Origin of the sequence: Petroclostridium xylanilyticum, from assembly GCF_002252565.1 — a bacterium.
Taxonomy (GTDB): domain Bacteria; phylum Bacillota; class Clostridia; order SK-Y3; family SK-Y3; genus Petroclostridium; species Petroclostridium xylanilyticum.
This window is the reverse complement of the sequence record NZ_NPML01000012.1, coordinates 162,497-181,834: the sequence shown is the minus strand read 5'-3', so window position 1 is coordinate 181,834 and position 19,338 is coordinate 162,497. Positions and strand designations below refer to the sequence as shown.

Annotated in this window: 15 protein-coding genes; 14 read left to right on the top strand and 1 reads right to left on the bottom strand. The window is 38.8% G+C overall.

The genetic code is table 11. The annotated features are described in order from the left end of the window. The coding region (locus tag CIB29_RS07780) for a sugar ABC transporter ATP-binding protein (RefSeq protein WP_094548435.1) at window positions 1-1,210 on the top strand (1,210 nt) is incomplete at its 5' end. Window positions 1,211-1,239: 29 nt separating this feature from the next. Then, window positions 1,240-2,235 (top strand): ABC transporter permease, encoded by a 996-nt coding sequence (locus CIB29_RS07775; protein ID WP_094548433.1) that lies wholly within the window; start codon window positions 1,240-1,242, stop codon window positions 2,233-2,235. Between the two features lie 275 nt (window positions 2,236-2,510). Here CIB29_RS07775 and CIB29_RS07770 read toward each other — a convergent pair whose 3' ends face one another. Further along, window positions 2,511-3,800 carry an IS110 family RNA-guided transposase gene (locus tag CIB29_RS07770; RefSeq protein ID WP_094548431.1) on the bottom strand — a complete coding sequence of 430 codons (1,290 nt, stop codon included), beginning with the start codon at window positions 3,798-3,800 and terminating at the stop codon, window positions 2,511-2,513. A 467-nt stretch (window positions 3,801-4,267) separates the two neighbouring features. On the opposite strand from CIB29_RS07770, the gene CIB29_RS07765 reads away from it, so the two are divergent. The 12 genes from CIB29_RS07765 (at window position 4,268) to CIB29_RS07710 (ending at window position 19,336) form a co-directional block, all read left to right on the top strand. Beyond that, window positions 4,268-5,104: a sugar phosphate isomerase/epimerase family protein gene (locus CIB29_RS07765; RefSeq protein WP_094548429.1), complete on the top strand. Its 837-nt coding sequence runs from the start codon at window positions 4,268-4,270 to the stop codon at window positions 5,102-5,104. Between the two features lie 45 nt (window positions 5,105-5,149). Then, window positions 5,150-6,037 (top strand): sugar phosphate isomerase/epimerase family protein, encoded by an 888-nt coding sequence (locus CIB29_RS07760; protein WP_094548427.1) that lies wholly within the window; start codon window positions 5,150-5,152, stop codon window positions 6,035-6,037. Between the two features lie 299 nt (window positions 6,038-6,336). Further along, the gene (locus CIB29_RS07755) at window positions 6,337-7,332 is read left to right on the top strand and encodes a LacI family DNA-binding transcriptional regulator (RefSeq protein WP_094548425.1); all 996 of its coding nucleotides are present in this window, start codon (window positions 6,337-6,339) and stop codon (window positions 7,330-7,332) included. 164 nt (window positions 7,333-7,496) lie between these two features. Further along, complete coding sequence (gene sauS / locus CIB29_RS07750; protein WP_094548423.1) at window positions 7,497-8,888, top strand: acylating sulfoacetaldehyde dehydrogenase; 1,392 nt, start codon at window positions 7,497-7,499, stop codon at window positions 8,886-8,888. A gap of 61 nt (window positions 8,889-8,949) precedes the next feature. After that, the gene (locus CIB29_RS07745) at window positions 8,950-9,741 is read left to right on the top strand and encodes a 5-deoxy-glucuronate isomerase (RefSeq protein ID WP_198543799.1); all 792 of its coding nucleotides are present in this window, start codon (window positions 8,950-8,952) and stop codon (window positions 9,739-9,741) included. Between the two features lie 26 nt (window positions 9,742-9,767). Continuing rightward, window positions 9,768-11,702 (top strand): 3D-(3,5/4)-trihydroxycyclohexane-1,2-dione acylhydrolase (decyclizing), encoded by a 1,935-nt coding sequence (gene iolD / locus CIB29_RS07740; protein WP_094548420.1) that lies wholly within the window; start codon window positions 9,768-9,770, stop codon window positions 11,700-11,702. Window positions 11,703-11,894: 192 nt separating this feature from the next. Further along, a complete protein-coding gene (locus CIB29_RS07735; protein WP_094548418.1) occupies window positions 11,895-12,974 on the top strand; it encodes a transaldolase family protein in 1,080 nt (359 codons plus the stop codon). A 17-nt stretch (window positions 12,975-12,991) separates the two neighbouring features. Then, entirely contained in the window at window positions 12,992-13,888 is an 897-nt protein-coding gene (gene iolE, locus CIB29_RS07730) for a myo-inosose-2 dehydratase (protein WP_094548416.1), read from the top strand. Between the two features lie 157 nt (window positions 13,889-14,045). Continuing rightward, window positions 14,046-15,056, top strand: coding sequence for an inositol 2-dehydrogenase (iolG, locus tag CIB29_RS07725; protein WP_094548414.1), 1,011 nt, complete (start codon window positions 14,046-14,048; stop codon window positions 15,054-15,056). Between the two features lie 287 nt (window positions 15,057-15,343). Then, the gene (locus tag CIB29_RS07720) at window positions 15,344-16,021 is read left to right on the top strand and encodes a response regulator transcription factor (protein ID WP_094548412.1); all 678 of its coding nucleotides are present in this window, start codon (window positions 15,344-15,346) and stop codon (window positions 16,019-16,021) included. Further along, window positions 16,018-17,514: a sensor histidine kinase gene (locus CIB29_RS07715; protein ID WP_094548410.1), complete on the top strand. Its 1,497-nt coding sequence runs from the start codon at window positions 16,018-16,020 to the stop codon at window positions 17,512-17,514. Before CIB29_RS07720 ends, CIB29_RS07715 begins: the two co-directional genes overlap by 4 nt. Window positions 17,515-17,626: 112 nt before the next feature. Further along, entirely contained in the window at window positions 17,627-19,336 is a 1,710-nt protein-coding gene (locus tag CIB29_RS07710) for a beta-barrel domain-containing protein (RefSeq protein ID WP_198543798.1), read from the top strand. Window positions 19,337-19,338 lie beyond the last annotated feature (2 nt).

Genomic DNA, 19,338 nt, shown 5'->3' with positions numbered 1-19,338 from the left:
TGAGAATATTTTTCTGGGAAGAGAACCTCTTATAGGCAAAACAGGACTTGTGGACAAGAAAAAAATGGTGGAGGATGCAAAAGAACTTTTAGAAAAACTGGAGATGCATGATATTAACCCTACGGCATTAATGCACCAACTCAGTATTGCAAAGACACAGCAGGTAGAAATAGCAAAAGCTATATCTTATGATTCTGATTTAATTATAATGGATGAGCCTACATCTGCTATTACTGAGGTGGAAGTAGAGCACTTGTTTAAAATAGTAAGAAATTTAAGGGATAAAGGTGTAGCTATTATTTTCATTACGCACAAAATGGATGAAGTTTTTAAAATAGTGGACGAAATAACTGTATTCAGAGACGGACAATACATTGGTACTGAACTAGCTGAAAATCTCAATAAGGAAAAACTAATCGAAATGATGGTAGGACGGGAGATTACACAAATGTTCCCAAAGGAACCTGCAGAAATCGGTGAAGTTATACTGTCTGTAAAGAATCTTACAAAAAGTGGACTATTTGAGAATGTGAGTTTTGATTTGAGAAAAGGTGAAATACTTGGTTTTGCAGGATTAATGGGTGCAGGAAGAACGGAAGTAATGGAAAGTATATTTGGAATTAGAAAGGCTGACCAAGGTGAAGTCTATATTAAAGGAGAAAAAGTTGAAATAAATACTCCAAGAGACGCAATAAAACGAAAAATGGCTTTTTTAACTGAAGATAGAAAGCTGACAGGAGTATTTCTGCCTTTAGCAGTTCGTGATAACATTGTAGTATCATGTATTGATAAATTTATTAATGGTTTGTTCCTCAATAAAAAGAAAATAGAAGAAGTCTGTCAACAGGAAAAAGATAAACTAGCTATAAAGACACCTAATATGAACCAAAAAATAAAGAATTTAAGCGGTGGTAATCAACAGAAAGTTTTAATATCCCGGTGGTTGTTAACTGACCCGGATATATTAATCTTAGACGAGCCAACAAGAGGAATTGATGTAGGAGCAAAATCTGAAATTCACAGATTGATGAGCAAACTAGCCCAACAAGGAAAGGCGGTTATTATGATATCCTCTGAGCTGCCTGAGATTCTGGGCATGAGTGATAGAATTTTGGTAATGCATGAAGGTAAAATAACTGGAGAGCTTGATAGGTTTGAAGCAACTCAGGAAAAAGTACTCGAATATGCAACAGGAGTAGCCGTAAATTAAAATCATGTAATAGGTTAGGAGGAAACAAGATGGCGCTTAAACATGGGGAAGCAAAAATTAATAACAAAACATTAAATAATACCGTATCAATATCTAATTTCAAGCAAATGTATAACCGTTATGGAATATTTTTTATACTAATTGCATTGGTTGTTCTAATGTCTGTCCTTTCTCCATCGTTTTTAACAGTTATAAATCTTATGAATGTAGTAAGGCAAATATCTTTTATTGCAATGGTGGGAATTGGTGTTACAATGGTTATTATCACTACCGGAATTGACCTGTCTTCCGGTTCTGTTATTGCATTGGCATCAGTTGTGAGTGCGAGTTTCGCACATCCAAATACGTATCCTCTAGTAGTACCTGTGCTTTTAGGTCTTGCAATGGGAGTGCTCTGTGGTGCTGTTAACGGTTCAATTATCGCAAAGGCAAAAATTCCTCCTTTTATTGTCACTTTAGGTATGATGACTGTCGCAAGAGGAGCTGCACTGTTATATAGTAATGGCAAACCAATCGGAAATTTTACCAATGAATTCATATTCCTTGGTGCCGGAAAAATTATGGGTATACCCGTTCCTATAATTATCCTGCTATTTGTAGCAACAATCACACATATTATGTTAAACAACACAAAATTCGGAAGACATGTCTATGCGATAGGTGGTAATGAACAGGCAGCAATCATATCAGGTGTAAACGTCAATAAAGTTAAGGTTTTAGTATATACTTATGCATCATTTTTAGCAGCTCTTGCAGGAATAGTATTAACCGCTCGTATTAGTTCCGGACAGCCTGGTTTGGGCGTATCTTATGAACTGGATGCCATTGCAGCAGCTGTAATCGGGGGGACCAGTTTGAGTACAGGAGGAATAGGCACAGTAGCTGGAACCATTACAGGTGCGCTTATCATTGGTGTAATCAATAATGGGATGGATTTGTTAAATGTTTCTGCTTACTGGCAGCAGATTGTAAAAGGCGTAATAATTGTAGCTGCTGTTTTATTGGATCAGATGAAAAATAAATAAATAAATATAGGATCAAGTCAAAAATAAAATTTGTACTTGAATGTCAGGACTTAGGTTTCTATAGTTTTCAAGTACATTATAAAAACTATAAAATAAAAAAATATTTTAATTTCAGACCAGCTAATTGTTGTCAATAGTTTTTTAAAAAATTTTTTAGAAAGACTTCAAAGCAATGGACATTAAAAAAAGGCATGACAACAAAACCACCTACTATTAGTAAACATAAAATAGCTGGTCGGCTGGACATTGAAAACTAAACATTGAGCATGTACGTATTAAGCTGCCGAATTCTTTGCTACAAGCATTTTTGCATGTTCCTCGGGCTTTCTTAAAACAAACGGCTTTCTGTCTCTTAAAACAGCAAAGATGATTGTAACCAGTTTATGCATTACAGCACCCAGAGCCACCTTTTTAGGCTTGCTAAGGCACTTTTTGCGGTAGAATTCATACAATATCGGATTATGCTCCTGGCCATTGCGTTTCTTACGTACATTTGCCAGGGCGGTTGTGAAAACTACCCTTCTAAGCAGCCTCGGACCCCGTTTGGACATTTTGTTTTCAGTGCCTTCAAATTGGCCTGATTGTGTAACTGACGGGTCTATACCGAAGTAAGCAACCAATTTGTCTGGCTTGGGGAAAGCACTAAAATCTCCGATTTCAGCCACTATAGTAGCTGCAGTCAGAAGTCCGATTCCGGGGATTGAGCACAGTAGTTCGATAGTCAGAGATAGAACCGGCATGTCCTTTGAGGCATCCTTGTCCAAGAGCTCGTGAATAGCCTCAACTGCCTCATCCAGAGATTGCATCAAGGTTTTAATCATTGCGATGTTGGCTTTAAGCATTGCAACATTGGCAATGGAATTAATGCTCAAGGGGTTGAAATTGCTAGCCTTGGAACAAAGCGATTCATATTTACGTGTAGCCCATTTAATGTTTTTCCTGGCGGTCTTCTGTATAAGAGAAATCAGTTCCTGTCTATCGGCTTTGAGGATATCCTCAGGTGTGGGATACTTCTCAAGAATCGCCAGTGCAGTACAGGAAGAAATATCCTTGAAGACATCGGTAAAGCTTAAGAAAAGTTGATCAACAATACCCAAGAGCCTGTTCTTATAGGCAGTAAGCTGGTCAGAAAGCTTGTAGTAGTGGCGGCAAAGACTTCTTAGGCAATCGACATCTTCATGAGGAATATTAGTGGTTTTAAGCTGTTCGAAACGATACAGTAAAGCAATTTTTCTGGCATCCACCTTATCATTTTTTACTTTCCTAACCCTGATATTTTTGATAGAATCAGATTGGATGGGGTTTATGACGCAAACCTCATATCCATTCTTATTAAGGGCTTGGAAAAGGATTTTGTGGTAATGGCCGGTGGATTCCATGACGACGACAGGCTTTGCTGCAAACTCCTTTTCCGCTTTTCTAAGGAGTTCGAAAGCTCTGTCAAAGTTGGAATATGCGTCATGGTTAATCCTAATGCGGGCATAGACTTGGTTGGAAGGCGAGAGAATCGCCATCTCTGAAAATCTCTTACCAACATCGATCCCGGCAACAGGTACTTGATTCATAAAAAGCCTCCTTCATTGTAATAATTTTGGACTTGTGGAGCATCCATTCCTTCTCCAGTAAGTATGCAACCTAGCATGTGACACGAGGAACCAGCTAAAAAGCCGGCCTCAACCAGCCAAATCATGTAAACTTACCGGAATGGATAGATAGTCTAAACTACGGGTAGTCGTCTCCTAAAGGCGCCGTCCCAGGAGGTGGTACATCAACCCTCCGCGTCCGAAAGCTATTATACATGATTGTCAAGGTACAGGCCAGCCAGAAACTGGTACATGGCTAAGGTGGGAAGCCAGTGAAGTGAAGATGATGGCGGGCGCCGCCTTCCCCCTGGGGGAAGGCATATATGATGATATGCTTGATGTTTAGAAAGTGACTAACAATATTATGTAGACTATTAAAAACTGGTAATTACAGTAGCTGTTTGGCTACTGATTGATTACAACTATATTGTACTAGGAGGTTATTAATTATGAAAGTTTGTTTTAATCAAGCAACTACAATGAAAAATTCCACGCTTGAAAAAGATTTGCTTTTTTGTGAAAAACATGGGTATGAACTTATTGAAATTCGACTTGACAAATTACGTGAATATTTGAAGGATCATACAACGGACGATCTTGTAACATTTTTCAACAACAGCAGGATTAAACCTTTTGCATTTAATGCCTTAGAATTTATTACTTTCCGTGATGAAGAAGGGTACAAGCAGGTGAAAGACGATTTAAAATTCCTATGTGAAGTTGGAAAAAAAATTAATTGCAAAAAAATTGTCGCAGTACCTACTTTTGATATTGGGGACTATACAAAATCACAAATTAAAGAAGAATCTATTCGTGCATTAAATGATTTAGCAGATATCGCTGAGCCGTATGGAGTAAAACTGGCGTATGAATTTGTAGGTTATCCTAATTGTTCTGTAAATACATTTGGTCAAACATATGACATTGTAAAAGCAGTGGATCGTGAAAATGTAGGAATGGTTTTAGACTGTTTCCATTTCCATGCCATGGGTTCAAGACTAGAAGATTTGCAAAAAGCCGATGCTAAGAAAATTTTCATTTTCCATATTGACGATGCTGAAGATTTGCCAGTAGGCGCATTAAGAGACCATCAAAGGTTATGGCCGGGAGAAGGGGCTATTGATCTGGACTCAATCTTAAAGACATTAAAAGACATTGGCTATAGTGAAATGGTATCAGTTGAATTATTCAGACCGGAATATTGGGACTGGGATATTGAAGAGGCAATAAAAGTAGGAAAACAAAAAACCGAAGCAATTGTTGGGAAATATTTTGAAATTGAATAATTTATTAAGATTAAAGCTAAAAAATGACTTAGGAGGTAAATGGATATGAAAATTGCATTTGACGTTGATGTTTTAGCAAAACAAATGGGTATTACCCAGATGGTTCATCAGGTAGCCGACTGGGGTTACAAGTACATTGAACAATCGCCGCATCCACGGATTAATCCATTTTATAAACATCCAAAGGCCAGTCGAGAGTGTCTTACCGAATATAAAAATGCACTAAAAGAAACGGGTGTAGAAATTTCCTCATTTATTGTGGTTTATCATTGGTCCGGTCCTGATGAGGAACGCCGTAAAGCGGCTGTAACTAACTGGAAGAGAATGATTGAAATTGCAGTTGAGATGGGTGTTTCTGTTATCAACACCGAACTTTCTGGTGACCCAAATCAGCCAGTGGTTTGCGAAGAGATGTGGTATCGTTCTATGGAAGAATTGCTTCCAATCATTGAACGAGAAGGTATTCGTGTTGAAATACAATCACATCCTTGGGATTTTTGCGAGAATCACTACGAGTGCTGCGACCTTGTTAAGTCTTTATATAGTGAAAATGTAAAATATTTATACTGTGCAGCCCATACATTCTTTTATGATAAAGGTAAAGGCGATGTTAGGAGCATGCTGGACTATGCAGGCGATGACCTGTCTCACGTACTTATTGCAGATACTATGAACCATACCATTGACTGCCGATATATCGTGAACCCTCCCGGTGTTGACGCAACAATCCATCAGCACCTTGGCATCGGTGAGGGAGAGGTAGATATAGGCGGCATTTTTGAGAAGTTACGAGAGATGGACTTTGCCAACAGGACTTTTAAGGTAGGAGGAGAGTCAATTATCGCAGCAGCACTATTTGGCTATCCTGAAAAAATGGCAAAACAAGCTATTGAAACAAGAGAAAGAATAGAAAGAGAACTTCTCAAGAAATAATAGTTTTATTAAAAACAAATTAAAAAGCTCTTACCCTATTTATGGTAAGAGCTTTTTAACTACAGGGCAACTGATGAAATTTTAAAACAGAAAAGTGCAAAGAAAAGAATATATGTTCGTTCGATGCGGCTTTTCCTCCGCTGCGTTAACAGGCTCTAAGCCTTTCCGCAACCTTTTTCTATAATTGTCAACTAAATTAAATGCACCCGCTTTTGAAAATTAAGTTGACATTTAAAAGAAAAATGTGCTATAATCTAATCATAAAATATTAAACGTTTGCGGAATAAAAGGTGTTTTAAATGAGTGTTACGATTAAGGATATTGCTAAAGTAGCAAATGTGTCATATGCAACTGTTTCTAGAGCACTTTCCAATCATCCAGAAGTTAGTGACAAGACAAAAAAGAGGATACAAGACTTGGCGAAAGCAATGGGATACACTCCTAATGCAATTGCAAGAGGCTTAGTGACTAAAAACACGCATACGATAGGTTTGATTATTCCTGATATAACAAATCCTTTTTTTCCTGAAGTGGCACAGGGAATAGAAGATTGTGCAAACCGTAATGGGTATCAAGTTTTTTTATGTAATTCTAATTGGCAGCTAAACAAAGAGAAAGAGTATCTGAAAGCTTTATATGAAAAAAGGGTAGAAGGCATTGTCATTGGACCTGTGTCTAATGACGTATCACATTTATTGGATACAGTTAATAAGAATGTCCCCTTGGTATTTGCGGCATACAAGCCTCAAATAGAGGAGTGCAACTATGTTGCAACCGATGATTATAAAAGTGCTGTCATTGCTATGGAATATCTTATTAAACTAGGACATAGAAAAATTGCGTTTATTGGTGGGCAGCATAAAGTTCGTCTCAATGGTTATATTGACATATTACAAAAATATAATATTCCTGTTATGCCATCTTACATCAAGTATGGCCAATTCAAGCAAGAGAGTGGTTATCAGATGGCCAAAGAATTACTTATAGAAAATGAAATTCCTACCGCTATTTTAGCTGGAAATGATATTATTGCTTTAGGGGTTATTCAGGCCATTGAAGAGTTTGGTCTAAGTGTACCAAATAATATTTCAGTTGTGGGATTTGATGACATCTCGTTTGCTGCACTTGACAAGATTCAGTTGACTACTGTATTTCAGCCAAAATATAAGATTGGAGAACTGTGTGTTGAAATTTTACTGGATAAAATCAAAAATCCTGATAATCATAAGTTTGTTCATAAAATCCTTGAGCCCAAACTTATTATCAGGAAAACATGCAAAGGAATAAGCATATAATGCAAAATATCGCCTGCATACGTTATTTTCATCATTGTTTGTGCCGGGTAGCCTAGCGCAGTAGTTAATATGTAAAAAGCATGTTTCACAAAATCGTAAACGTTTTCGATTTTAATAAATTTTAATAAATATTTCTATAACAAATCAAAATAGGGGGTATTAAAATGACAAATAAATTAAATGCTGTGGAGTATGTGAAAGGGTTAGTGGAAAGAGCTCGGAAAGCTCAGGAAGTAGCCCAGTCCTTTACTCAGGAAAAGGTAGATGAATTGGTAAAAGCCATTGCCTGGGCAGTAGTCAAAGAGGAAAACGCAAAAGAAATCGCCAGGCTTGCAGTAGAGGAATCCCAGCTTGGCAACTATGAAGGGAAATACACCAAGATCAAGAAGAAAATAAGAGGCGTACTAAGAGATATAAAAGATGAAAAATCCGTAGGTGTAATAGAAAGAGATGAAAAGAAAGGGTTAATCAAAATTGCAAAACCGGTGGGAGTTATTGGGGCACTTGTTCCATGCACAAACCCGGAAGCTACCCCAGTTGCAAAAGCAATGTGCGCAATCAAGGGAAGAAATGCAATCGTGTTTTCACCCCATCCCCGTACAAAAAAGACCAACAAAAGGGTTGTTGACCTTATGAGGGAAGCACTCAAAAAACACGGTGCTCCGGAAGATTTAATTGTAACAGTAGAAGATCCAACTTTGGAAATCAGCAATGAAGTCATGAAGCAGTGCGACCTTATCGTAGCAACTGGAGGAAGTCCAATGGTAAAAGCAGCATACAGCTCCGGAACACCGGCCTATGGTGTAGGAACGGGAAATGCAGTAGTCATTGTGGACGAAACAGCAGATATAAAAGATGCAGCCCATAAAATTATGCTCAGTAAAACCTTTGACTATGCAACAAGCTGCTCTTCTGAAAACTCTCTGGTGATTCAGGAAAGTATTTACCATGAGCTCATTGAAGCCCTAAAACAGGAAGGCGGATATTTAGTAAGTAAAGAAGAAAAAGAAAAACTTCAAAATGCGCTATGGGTAGATGGGCACCTGAATCCGAAGATCATTGCACAGCCTGCTCAAAAGATTGCTCAAGCAGCAGGGATTGAAATAGGAGAAGATAAAAAATTCATTATGGTAGAAGAACAGGGCATAGGAAAAGAATATCCGTTCTCCGGAGAAAAACTCTCAGTTGTAGTAACGCTCTATAAATATAGCAGCTTTGAAGAAGCAATAGAAAAAGTAAATAAGATCACCGATTACCAGGGAAAAGGACACTCCTGCGGAATTCACTCCAATAATGAGGATCACATATTAGAACTGGGCTTAAAAACCAAGGTCAGCAGGATCATGGTAAGACAGCCTCAATGTTATGGTAATACCGGGGACTGGGTAAACGGCATGCCCTTTACCATGACATTAGGGTGCGGAACATGGGGAGGCAATATTACATCCGAGAACATTACATGGAAGCATTTTATCAATACTACATGGGTTGCTTCTCCTATAGAGCCGGTTATTCCAACTGACGAAGAATTATTTGGCGACATTATGAAGGATTAAAATTGGGAGTAAAGAAAGATAAGTTCTAATTTTAAGAGATAGATAATAAAGAGGTGATATCGTGAGAATACGACAGGATGGACCATTTAAGAATGGTTATAATGCTATTACTGAAATGGATGGAAAACACAGTGACATGCTTATGGATTTCGGTATTCTAATGTTAAATAAAGATCAAAAGGAAATCAATACCGAAAATAAAGAAAGGGCTTACCTGCTCATACAGGGGGAAGTTGTTTTCGAATGGGAAAATAACAAAGTAACTGCAAAGCGGGTTTCATGCTTTGACGAAAATCCATGGTGTCTCCATGTACCATCAGAAGTTGAAGTTAAGATTATTTCCCTTGCAGATAGTACTGAAATTGCAGTGCAGAAGACAGATAATGAAAAAACATTTCCGTCCAAACTTTATACTCCTGGTGAATGCATGAGTGAAGAACGGGGTAAGGGGACCATGAACGAAACGTCCACAAGAATCGTAAGGACTATCTTTGATAAAACGAACACTGAAAATGCCAACCTGGTTTTGGGAGAAGTGATAGACTTCCCTGGACGATGGTCCAGTTATCCACCTCATCATCATCCCCAACCGGAAATATATTTCTATAAATTTTACCCTGAAAACGGGTTCGGCTATGCGGAGCTTGGAGAGGAAGTAGTTAAGGTAAGAAATAATGATACTGTAACAATAGCTGCAGGGCTTACGCATCCTCAAGCTACAGCTCCGGGCTATGCAATGTATTACCTTTGGGTGATCAGACACCTGAAAGGCAACCCGTACATTACGCCTACTTTTGTAGAAGAACACTTATGGGTTACGGATAAGAATGCAAAGATATGGCCGGATAAATAAAATAGAAGAAGGAGGAAAGTATCAAAATGAAAACCATTAGACTAACGATGGCACAGGCACTGGTAAAATTTCTCGACAACCAGTATGTGGAATTTGATGGTAAGCAGCAAAAGTTTGTAAAAGGTATTTTTACGGTATTCGGTCACGGAAACGTACTGGGATTAGGTCAGGCTTTAGAACAGGATGCCGGCGATCTGGTGGTGCACCAGGGAAGAAACGAACAGGGAATGGCCCATGCAGCAATGGGATATGCAAAACAGAATCACAGAAGGCAGATCTATGCCTGCACATCATCCGTTGGACCGGGAGCGGCAAATATGGTAACAGCGGCTGCAACGGCTACTGCCAACAGAATTCCTGTGCTGTTTTTGCCCGGAGACACCTTTGCAACCAGGCAGCCTGACCCGGTATTACAGCAGGTGGAACATTTTCATAACTTTTCCATTACTACAAATGATGCATTCAAAGCAGTAAGCAAATACTGGGACAGGGTTAACAGGCCGGAGCAACTGATGACAGCCATGATTAACGCAATGCGGGTATTAACTGACCCGGCAGATACGGGGGCTGTAACCATAGCACTGCCTCAAGACGTACAGGGAGAAGCTTATGATTACCCGGTAGATTTCTTTAAGAAAAGGGTGCACAGAATTGAGAGAAGACCGGCTACAAAAGAAATGATCAAAGATGCGGTAGAATTGATTAAAAACAAGAAAAAGCCTATGCTGGTATGTGGCGGCGGAGTAAGATATTCTGAAGCAGCAGAAGCCTTTAGAATATTTGCTGAAAAATTCAACATTCCTTTTGGAGAAACACAGGCAGGTAAGAGCGCAATTGTTTGGGACCATGAATTAAATCTGGGGGGAATGGGAACAACGGGAAACCTGGCAGCAAACATTATCGCCCAGCAAGCAGACTTAATTATCGGTGTAGGAACCAGATATACAGACTTTACAACAGCATCAAAATGGCTATTCCAAAATCCTGATGTGGATTTTATCAATATTAATGTAGCAGAATTTGATGCATATAAATTGGATGCAGTAAAAGTAGTGGCAGATGCAAAAGCAGCACTGGAAGTATTAACGGAAGAATTAGAAAAAATCGGATATAAATCGGCTTACACAACAGAAATCAAAGAAGCAAGAGAAAAGTGGGCAGCAGAATTAGACAGGTTATTTAATGCAAAATACACCGGAGAGGGATTTGTACCTGAAGTGGCAGGACACATAGATCACGTATTGGAAGAGTTTGGAAAACAAACCGGTTCCTATCTAACCCAGACAAGAGTATTGGGCATTCTGGATGAAATTCTGGATAAAGATGCAATTGTAGTAGGGTCCTCAGGAAGCTTGCCGGGAGATATGCAAAGAGTGTGGAGGGCAAAAGAATCCAACACTTACCATATGGAATACGGATATTCCTGTATGGGGTATGAAGTTAATGCAGCATTGGGAGTAAAAATGGCAAGACCGGAGCAGGAAGTATACGCGATGGTAGGGGATGGATCCTATATGATGCTTCATTCAGAATTACCTACGTCCATCCAGGAGAGACAGAAAATTAATATCATCTTATTTGACAATATGTCCTTTGGATGCATTAACAACCTCCAAATGGGACATGGAATGGGAAGTTTTGGAACTGAATTCCGGTATAGGAATCCGGAAACAGGAATGTTAGATGGTGGACTGGTTCCCATTGATTTTGCTAAAAACGCAGAAGCCTATGGATGTAAGACTTACACGGTAAAAACAGAGGAAGAACTAAGAGCAGCAGTTGAAGATGCCAAGAAACAAACGGTATCAACACTAATAGACGTAAAAGTACTGCCCAAAACAATGACTCATGGTTATGAGTCCTGGTGGAATGTAGGAATTGCAGAAACAGCACAAAAGGAAAGTATTCTAAAAGCTTCCGAAGAAGTAATGAAAGAACGGGATAGAGCAAGAAGATATTAATATTGCTATGCCGTAATTCCATCATTTGTCATCCTGAGCGTAGTGAAGGATCTCAGGATAGTAGCAGAAGATTCTTCGCTTCGTTCAGAATGGCAGGGAAAATATGCCCTTTCTAAACGCTTTGTGTAGAATTATAAATTAAATTTTAAAATCCTAAAGGTATATAAAAATGTCAAATAGGGAGGAATAAAAATGAGTGAAAAACAATACAAAAGTCCATTGCATGAGATGGCCAGTACCACACCGACAGACTTCTGGAACGATTCCTGTTCCATCTCCGAACTGCAATATGCCCTGGAATACGGTGCAGTAGGTGCTACCACCAATCCTGTAATCGTAGGGGAAGTGCTCAAAAAGGAAATGCACCTATATAAAGACAGAATCAAAGAACTCATCCAGGAGATGCCAACCGCAACAGAAGATGATATTGCATGGAAATTAAACGAGGAAATGGCAGTGGCAGGTGCAAAGCTGCTATATCCAATTTATGAACAGACAAAAGGACAAAAAGGAAGAATATCCATTCAGACCAATACAAAATATTATCGAAATGCTGAACTTATGACCAAACAGGCAGTACACTTCGGTAATCTGGCACCCAACATACAGGTAAAGATGCCCACAACCAAAGCAGGAATTCAGGCCTTTGAAGAAGCTACCTATCACGGAGTCAGCATCAATGCAACTGTTTGTTTTACTGTTCCGCAGGCATTGGCAGTAGCAGAAGCAGTGGAAAGAGGATTAAAAAGACGGGAACAGGAAGGTAAAGATACTTCCTGGATGCATCCTGTGTGTACCATCATGGTAGGCAGGCTGGATGACTGGCTCAAGGTAGTAGCAGATCGGGATGGCATTATAGTAGACCCCGAATGCCTGGAATGGGCCGGCGTTGCAGCAATGAAAAATGCATACAGGATTTATAAAGAAAGAGGATATAGAACCCAATTATTAGCAGCGGCATATCGAAACCACCACCAGTGGTCTGAATTTATCGGTGCAGACATGTCCTTAACAATACCGCACAAATGGATCAAACGTTTCAACCATTCGGATATTACCGTAGAAAACCGTATCGATAAACCGGTAGACCCCAAAATTATAGAACAGCTCACCAAGCACTTCCCGGATTTTAATAAGGCATACCAACCGGATGGAATGACCGTTGAAGAATTTGACACCTATGGTGCTCTAAGCAGGACACTGCTGCAGTTCCTTGCAGGATATGACGAGCTGGTACGCATGATCCGGGATGTTATGATTACTGTAAAATAAGAAAGGGGAAGAAAACAATGTTTAATGCAGAAAAAGTAAAATTAGGAATAGCACCAATTGCCTGGACAAACGATGACATGCCGGAGCTTGGAGGAGAAAATACTTTTGAACAGTGTGTAAGTGAAATGGCCCTGGCGGGATTTACCGGATCTGAAGTAGGAAACAAATATCCGAAAGATCCAGCAGTTTTAAAAAAGGCATTGGATTTGAGAAATATTCAAATCTGTAATGCCTGGTTTAGTGCTTTCCTAACTACCAAGCCCCTTGAAGAAACTGTAGCAGCCTTTATCAAGCACAGAGACTTTTTACATGCAATGGGTGCAAAGATGATTGGGGTAGCAGAACAAGGGCACAGCATCCAGGGAATGATGGATGTACCTGTATTCGATAAAAAACCGGTATTTACCGATGAAGAATGGGAAAAACTTGCAAGAGGCCTGGAAGAGTTGGGAAGGCTTGCAGCAGAAAAAGGAATGCTTGTATCCTATCATCATCACATGGGGACAGGAGTACAAACCACTGAAGAAATTGACAGGCTGATGGAAATGACAGATTCGACGCTGGTACATCTTTTATTTGATACAGGGCATCTTGCCTTCTCAGGAGAGGACGCGGAAGCAATATTAAGAAAATATGTAAAAAGGGTAAAACACGTACATCTAAAAGATGTCAGAAAAGATATACTGGCAAGAGTGAAACCTGAAAAGATGAGTTTCTTAAAGGCTGTGAAAGAGGGAGTATTTACAGTACCGGGAGACGGCATGATTAATTTTGAACCGCTGTTTAAAATCCTGGCTGAAAACAATTATGAAGGCTGGTTTGTTGTAGAAGCAGAACAGGACCCTGCAAAGGCAAATCCTCTTGAATATGCAATGAGAGCGAGAAAATATATCAGAGAAAAAACAGGACTATAATCAAACTATATAGTTCACAGTTAACAGATCTCGGTTCACAGTAGTAAACGATTTAATAGCTTTTACTGTAAACCGTGAACTGTAAACTTATTTACTTTATCTGCCATGTAAAATTATTATCAGCAACTATATATAATAAAAAAAGGAGAAGTTATTTATGAGTAAGAAAATAAAAGTAGGTGTCATAGGTGCAGGTCGTATTGGTAAAATCCATGCACAGAGCGTAACATATCATATTCCTGAGGCTGAGGTTAAAACAATCGCTGATGTTTATGCAGACAAAATTAAAGACTGGGCACATAGTCTGGGCATTGAAAATGTAACCAATGATTACCATGATATTTTAAACGATCCTGAAATCGATGCAGTGTTAATCTGTTCCTCAACCGATACACACTCTCAAATTACAATTGAAGCAGCAAAAGCAGGAAAGCATATATTCTGTGAAAAGCCGATTGATTATGATTTGGATAGAATACATGCAGCACTTAAGGCGGTAGAAGAGGCAGGAGTTAAATTCCAGGTAGGCTTTAATAGAAGATTCGACCACAACTTTAAGCAGGTTCGCGAACTAATCAAAGCTGGAAAAATTGGAGAGCCGCATATTATTAAAATTACTTCAAGAGACCCTGAGCCGCCTCCAGTAGAATACGTAAAAGTTTCCGGGGGAATTTTCCTAGATATGACCATACATGATTTTGACATGGCAAGGTATTTATCAGGAAGTGAAGTAGAAGAAGTATATGCCCAGGGTGCAGTTTTAGTAGATCCTGCAATCGGAGAAGCAGGGGATGTTGATACTGCCGTAATTACCCTGAAATTTAAAAATGGTGCTATCGGTATTATTGATAACAGCAGAAAAGCAGTTTACGGGTATGACCAGAGGGTAGAAGTATTTGGCTCAAAGGGATGTGTTACAGTATCAAACGATACACCATCATCCGCAGTCTTAAGTACGGTTGAAGGTGTGATGAGTGAAAAACCAAAATATTTCTTCCTGGAAAGATACATGGATTCCTTTGTACAGGAAATGAAGGATTTCTTTGACGCCATTGTTAACAATAAAGAAACACCGGTAACAGGTATAGACGGCTTAAAACCTGTACTGATAGGCCTTGCAGCTAAAAAATCCCTGGAAGAAGGAAGACCGGTTAAGGTTGGACAATAATAAAGAGATATTTATATATTTTGACAGACTCTCGCAATTTTTTAGAGAGTCTTTTTTGCATTTAAAGACTAATATGAAAATAGTGGGGAGTGAACAATCAAGCATATTTTCATTCTTTTTGTGCTGGGGCTACCCTACTTAAAGGGATATATGATAAAATCAAAATGTGACAATAAATATGATGAATAAAAATCAATTTATTATGAATAGGCGGTATAAGGGATTACACAAATGATACTTATACCATTCATATATTTCACTGAATCATAAAGGGGAGATGAGTTTCTATGTCCGGTGTTAAAATATTGATTGCTGATGATGAAGCACGAATGAGAAAACTGGTGTCGGATTTTTTAAAAAGGGAAGGCTACAGTGTAATGGAAGCTGAAGATGGAAAGCGAGCTCTAGAACTATTCTATAGTGAACAAAATTTTGACCTGGTAATTTTAGATATTATGATGCCCGAGTTGGATGGATGGTCGGTGTGCAGAAGAATCAGGGAAAATTCCCGGATTCCTATCATCATGCTTACAGCAAGAAGCGAGGAGGCTGACGAACTGCTTGGATTTAACCTTGGAGCCGATGAGTACATTACAAAACCTTTCAGCCCAATGATACTTGTAGCCAGGGTAAAGGCATTATTGAGGAGGTTAAGCAACGGAAAAAGGGATGTTAAATTATATGACGGCCTTAAAATAGATGAGACGGGACATGTTGTATATGTTGATGAAAAAATAGTTGATTTAAGTCCAAAAGAATTTGAACTGCTGGTTTATTTTACAGACAATGAAGGTATTGCTTTATCAAGAGAACAAATTTTAAACTCGGTATGGGATTATGATTATTTTGGTGATGCCAGGACGGTAGATACCCATGTTAAGAAGTTAAGACTGAAACTTGGCGATAAAGGAGATTATATTCAAACCGTCAGGGGACTTGGGTATAAATTTGAGGTGAAAAAATGAAACATTCAATAAAATTCAGGCTCTTTGCAACGGTTAGCGGCCTTATACTTTTCTATGTAATTTTATCCTGGCTGTTAAACAGTTTATTGCTTGAAAGGTATTATTTTTATAACAAGAAAAATATACTTATGGAAAGTTACAGACGGATAGACAGCCTGTATAAAGGTGATACGGAAGAAGTGTCTCTTGAACTTGAAAAGCTTGAACATACCAAGGGGTTGCGTATCATTATCCTGGATAAAAATTATGAAGTTAAATATGGTTTTATGCCCAAACGGAAAGAAATGAGGCAGAACCCTGTAATGCGTCCGCCTTCTGGCAATCAGAATTTATTTGAACTCCGTATTAAATCAAAAAAACAGGAGCTTCTGCAAGGGAAGTCATTTATTGAAAATAAAAGAGACGATATGCTAAATACTAACTTCATCAGTCTTTATGCAATGTTGAACAATGGTGATTATATATTTTTAAGCACCCCTGTTGCAGCCATTCAGGAGAGTGTGGAGATTTCCAACAATTTTTTTCTTTTTACAGGTATTATAACCATAATAACGGGCAGCTTTCTTGTTTTCTTAATAACAGGAAGATTTACAAGGCCAATACTTGAATTGAATAAGATAGCCCGGAAAATGTCAACTCTGGACTTCAGCGAGAGGTATCTGGTCAAAAATCATGATGAAATCGGACAGCTTGGAGAAAGTATCAATTCACTTTCAGAACAATTGCAAAAATCTATTACAGAACTTAGAGAAGCCAATCAGAAGCTCAAGGAGGATATTAAAAGAGAACGAAAGATTGATGAAATGAGGAAGGAATTCATATCCAGCATATCTCATGAGCTTAAAACTCCCATTGCGTTGATTCAAGGTTATGCAGAAGGTTTAAAAGTGAATGTCAATGAAGATGAAGAAAATAAGAACTTTTATTGTGATGTGATTGTGGATGAAGCTTTGAAGATGAACAGGCTTGTAAAACAGCTTTTGGAACTGGCACAGTTAGAGTATGGAGAACTTCCGCTGGAAAAAATCAACTTTAATATCAAGCAGCTGGTGATGCAGGTAGTGAAAAAAAACGCACTGATATTTAAAGAGAGAAATATTGATGTCATTATTCAAAATAATGAGGATATTATGGTAAATGCCGATTTTCACAGGATTGAACAGGTTCTGATGAACTATGTCAGTAATGCCGTTAATCACGTTGACTGTAAGAAAATAATCAAGATCCGTATAAAACAGGACGGTAAAAAGGCAAGGGTTTCAATTTATAATTCCGGACAACATATTCCCGAAGAAAGCATGGAAAAAATCTGGACAAGTTTTTACAAAGTAGACAAAGCACGGACAAGAGCATATGGCGGAACGGGTTTGGGATTATCTATCGTACGGGCTGTCCAGGAGGCACATGGAAACGGCTATGGTGTTAAAAATATGGAAGGAGGAGTTGAATTCTGGTTTGAACTGGATTTGGCCGACACTTCCGGCACAGTTTAGAAATGACAGCTGTGTATATGCTTTTATTCATAATTTATTTACAATTCTTTCATGGTTTGAACACAAATTTACCATATTATTATTACAAAATGTTTATAAGGAGGCGATTATATTGAAAAAACAACTGATAAATACAATTATAAAAATCGTGATCACTGTACTTGTCGTGGCGGGTGTAGGATATGGAGGATACTATGGCTACAACAAGGTATCATCGGCGAAAGCAACGAATACTGTTTCGCGGGAAGTTACTGTCGAAGTTGTCCGTGGAGATCTGACTGTGAACATATCCGGGACCGGGACTGTCCAGCCTATATCAAGGTATGATATTTTGCCAATGGTAACAGGCAATATCGTAAGCGCACCTTTTGAGGAAGGGATGGAAGTAAAAGCTGGTGATTTGCTTTATAAAATTGATGACAGCGATGTATCCATCAATATTGAAAAAACGAAAAACAGTATTGCAAAATTTCATCTGAACAATAAAACAACCCTGGAGAATATTAAAAATCTTGAAGTATTTGCACCGGTAGATGGCAGAATAGTTAATTTCACTGTAAAAGTTGGAGATTCTGTCGGGAGTTCGAATAAAATTGCCGATATTGTCAATAATGAAAGATTAGTGGTGAAGTTGCCGTTTAAAGAATCGGATTTGGAAAAGATTTCAAATCATCAGAGTGTGCAGTTAGTTGCAGCAGAAAGCAGTACGAAGGATATTTTAAATGGCAAAGTCATATCCAAAAATTCAGGGATTGCTGAAATAGAGGTGGATGACCCTAATGTAACGCTGCAGGGAACAAAAGTGGTTGGAGTTATTGAAACATCCCAGGGCAATATAGTTTCTACAGGTGCAGGGATCATCGAATATGCAGAGTCACAAGCCTTGAAAATTGAAGATATTTCAGGAACAGTAAAAAAAATATATGTAAACAATAATGAATGGGTAAAAGCAGGACAAAAAATACTTGAACTGGAGAATGATACGCTGCTTTTAGACCAAGATAAAAGTGCTTTGGATTTAAAAGACCTCCAGCTTACATTGGAATCGCAGCTTAAGCAATTGGAAAACTATAATATAGTATCCCCCATTGATGGAGTGGTCATCACAAAGAATGCCAAAGCCGGAGATACAATTAATAAACAAGACAACACGGTTCTCATGACAGTCGCTGATATGAGCAAGATGGTGTTTACTATGGCAGTTGACGAGTTGGATATTTCAAAAGTGAAGCTTGGACAGCAGGCGAAAGTACAGGCTGACGCCCTGCCCGGGAAAAGCTTTGATGGCAGGGTAACCAATATTGCTGCGGAAGGTACAGCCCAAAACGGTGTTACCACCTACAATGTTGAAGTAACCATTGACAATCCTGGTGAATTAAAACCGGGAATGAATGTAAATGCTGATATTTTTGTAGATAAAAAGGAGAACGTACTATATCTGCCCATGTCTGCAATTCAAACAATAAAAGGCGAAACCTATGTTTTTGTAAAAGGAAATAATTCCACAAACACTACAGGTAATAATGAAAGGTCCGATAGCCAAAAGCAGAAACAGGCTGCAGCCGGTCAAAATGCCCAGACAGCAAGACAGCCTCAGGCTGCTGCAAAGGGAACCGGTACTTTGGCTAATCTCAATGGAATAAGGAAGAAGGTTGTTGTGGGCATTAATAATGATGAATACATAGAAATCGTGAGCGGGCTGGAAGAAGGTGAAAAAGTGTTGTTGCCATATACCCCATCACAGAGCAGCAATAGAGCAATGCCTGGACCAGGCGGGTTTAACATGATGGGGGGCGGTGGAGCAATCCCGCGCCGGCAGTAGGA

Coding starts and splice junctions, on each gene's coding strand:
- CIB29_RS07755 (WP_094548425.1), top strand. CDS start 6,337: ATGAGTGTTACGATTAAGGATATTGCTAAAGTAGCAAATGTGTCATAT.
- CIB29_RS07735 (WP_094548418.1), top strand. CDS start 11,895: ATGAGTGAAAAACAATACAAAAGTCCATTGCATGAGATGGCCAGTACC.
- iolE (WP_094548416.1), top strand. CDS start 12,992: ATGTTTAATGCAGAAAAAGTAAAATTAGGAATAGCACCAATTGCCTGG.
- CIB29_RS07720 (WP_094548412.1), top strand. CDS start 15,344: ATGTCCGGTGTTAAAATATTGATTGCTGATGATGAAGCACGAATGAGA.
- sauS (WP_094548423.1), top strand. CDS start 7,497: ATGACAAATAAATTAAATGCTGTGGAGTATGTGAAAGGGTTAGTGGAA.
- iolG (WP_094548414.1), top strand. CDS start 14,046: ATGAGTAAGAAAATAAAAGTAGGTGTCATAGGTGCAGGTCGTATTGGT.
- CIB29_RS07775 (WP_094548433.1), top strand. CDS start 1,240: ATGGCGCTTAAACATGGGGAAGCAAAAATTAATAACAAAACATTAAAT.
- CIB29_RS07765 (WP_094548429.1), top strand. CDS start 4,268: ATGAAAGTTTGTTTTAATCAAGCAACTACAATGAAAAATTCCACGCTT.
- CIB29_RS07770 (WP_094548431.1), bottom strand. CDS start 3,800: ATGAATCAAGTACCTGTTGCCGGGATCGATGTTGGTAAGAGATTTTCA.
- CIB29_RS07760 (WP_094548427.1), top strand. CDS start 5,150: ATGAAAATTGCATTTGACGTTGATGTTTTAGCAAAACAAATGGGTATT.
- CIB29_RS07715 (WP_094548410.1), top strand. CDS start 16,018: ATGAAACATTCAATAAAATTCAGGCTCTTTGCAACGGTTAGCGGCCTT.
- iolD (WP_094548420.1), top strand. CDS start 9,768: ATGAAAACCATTAGACTAACGATGGCACAGGCACTGGTAAAATTTCTC.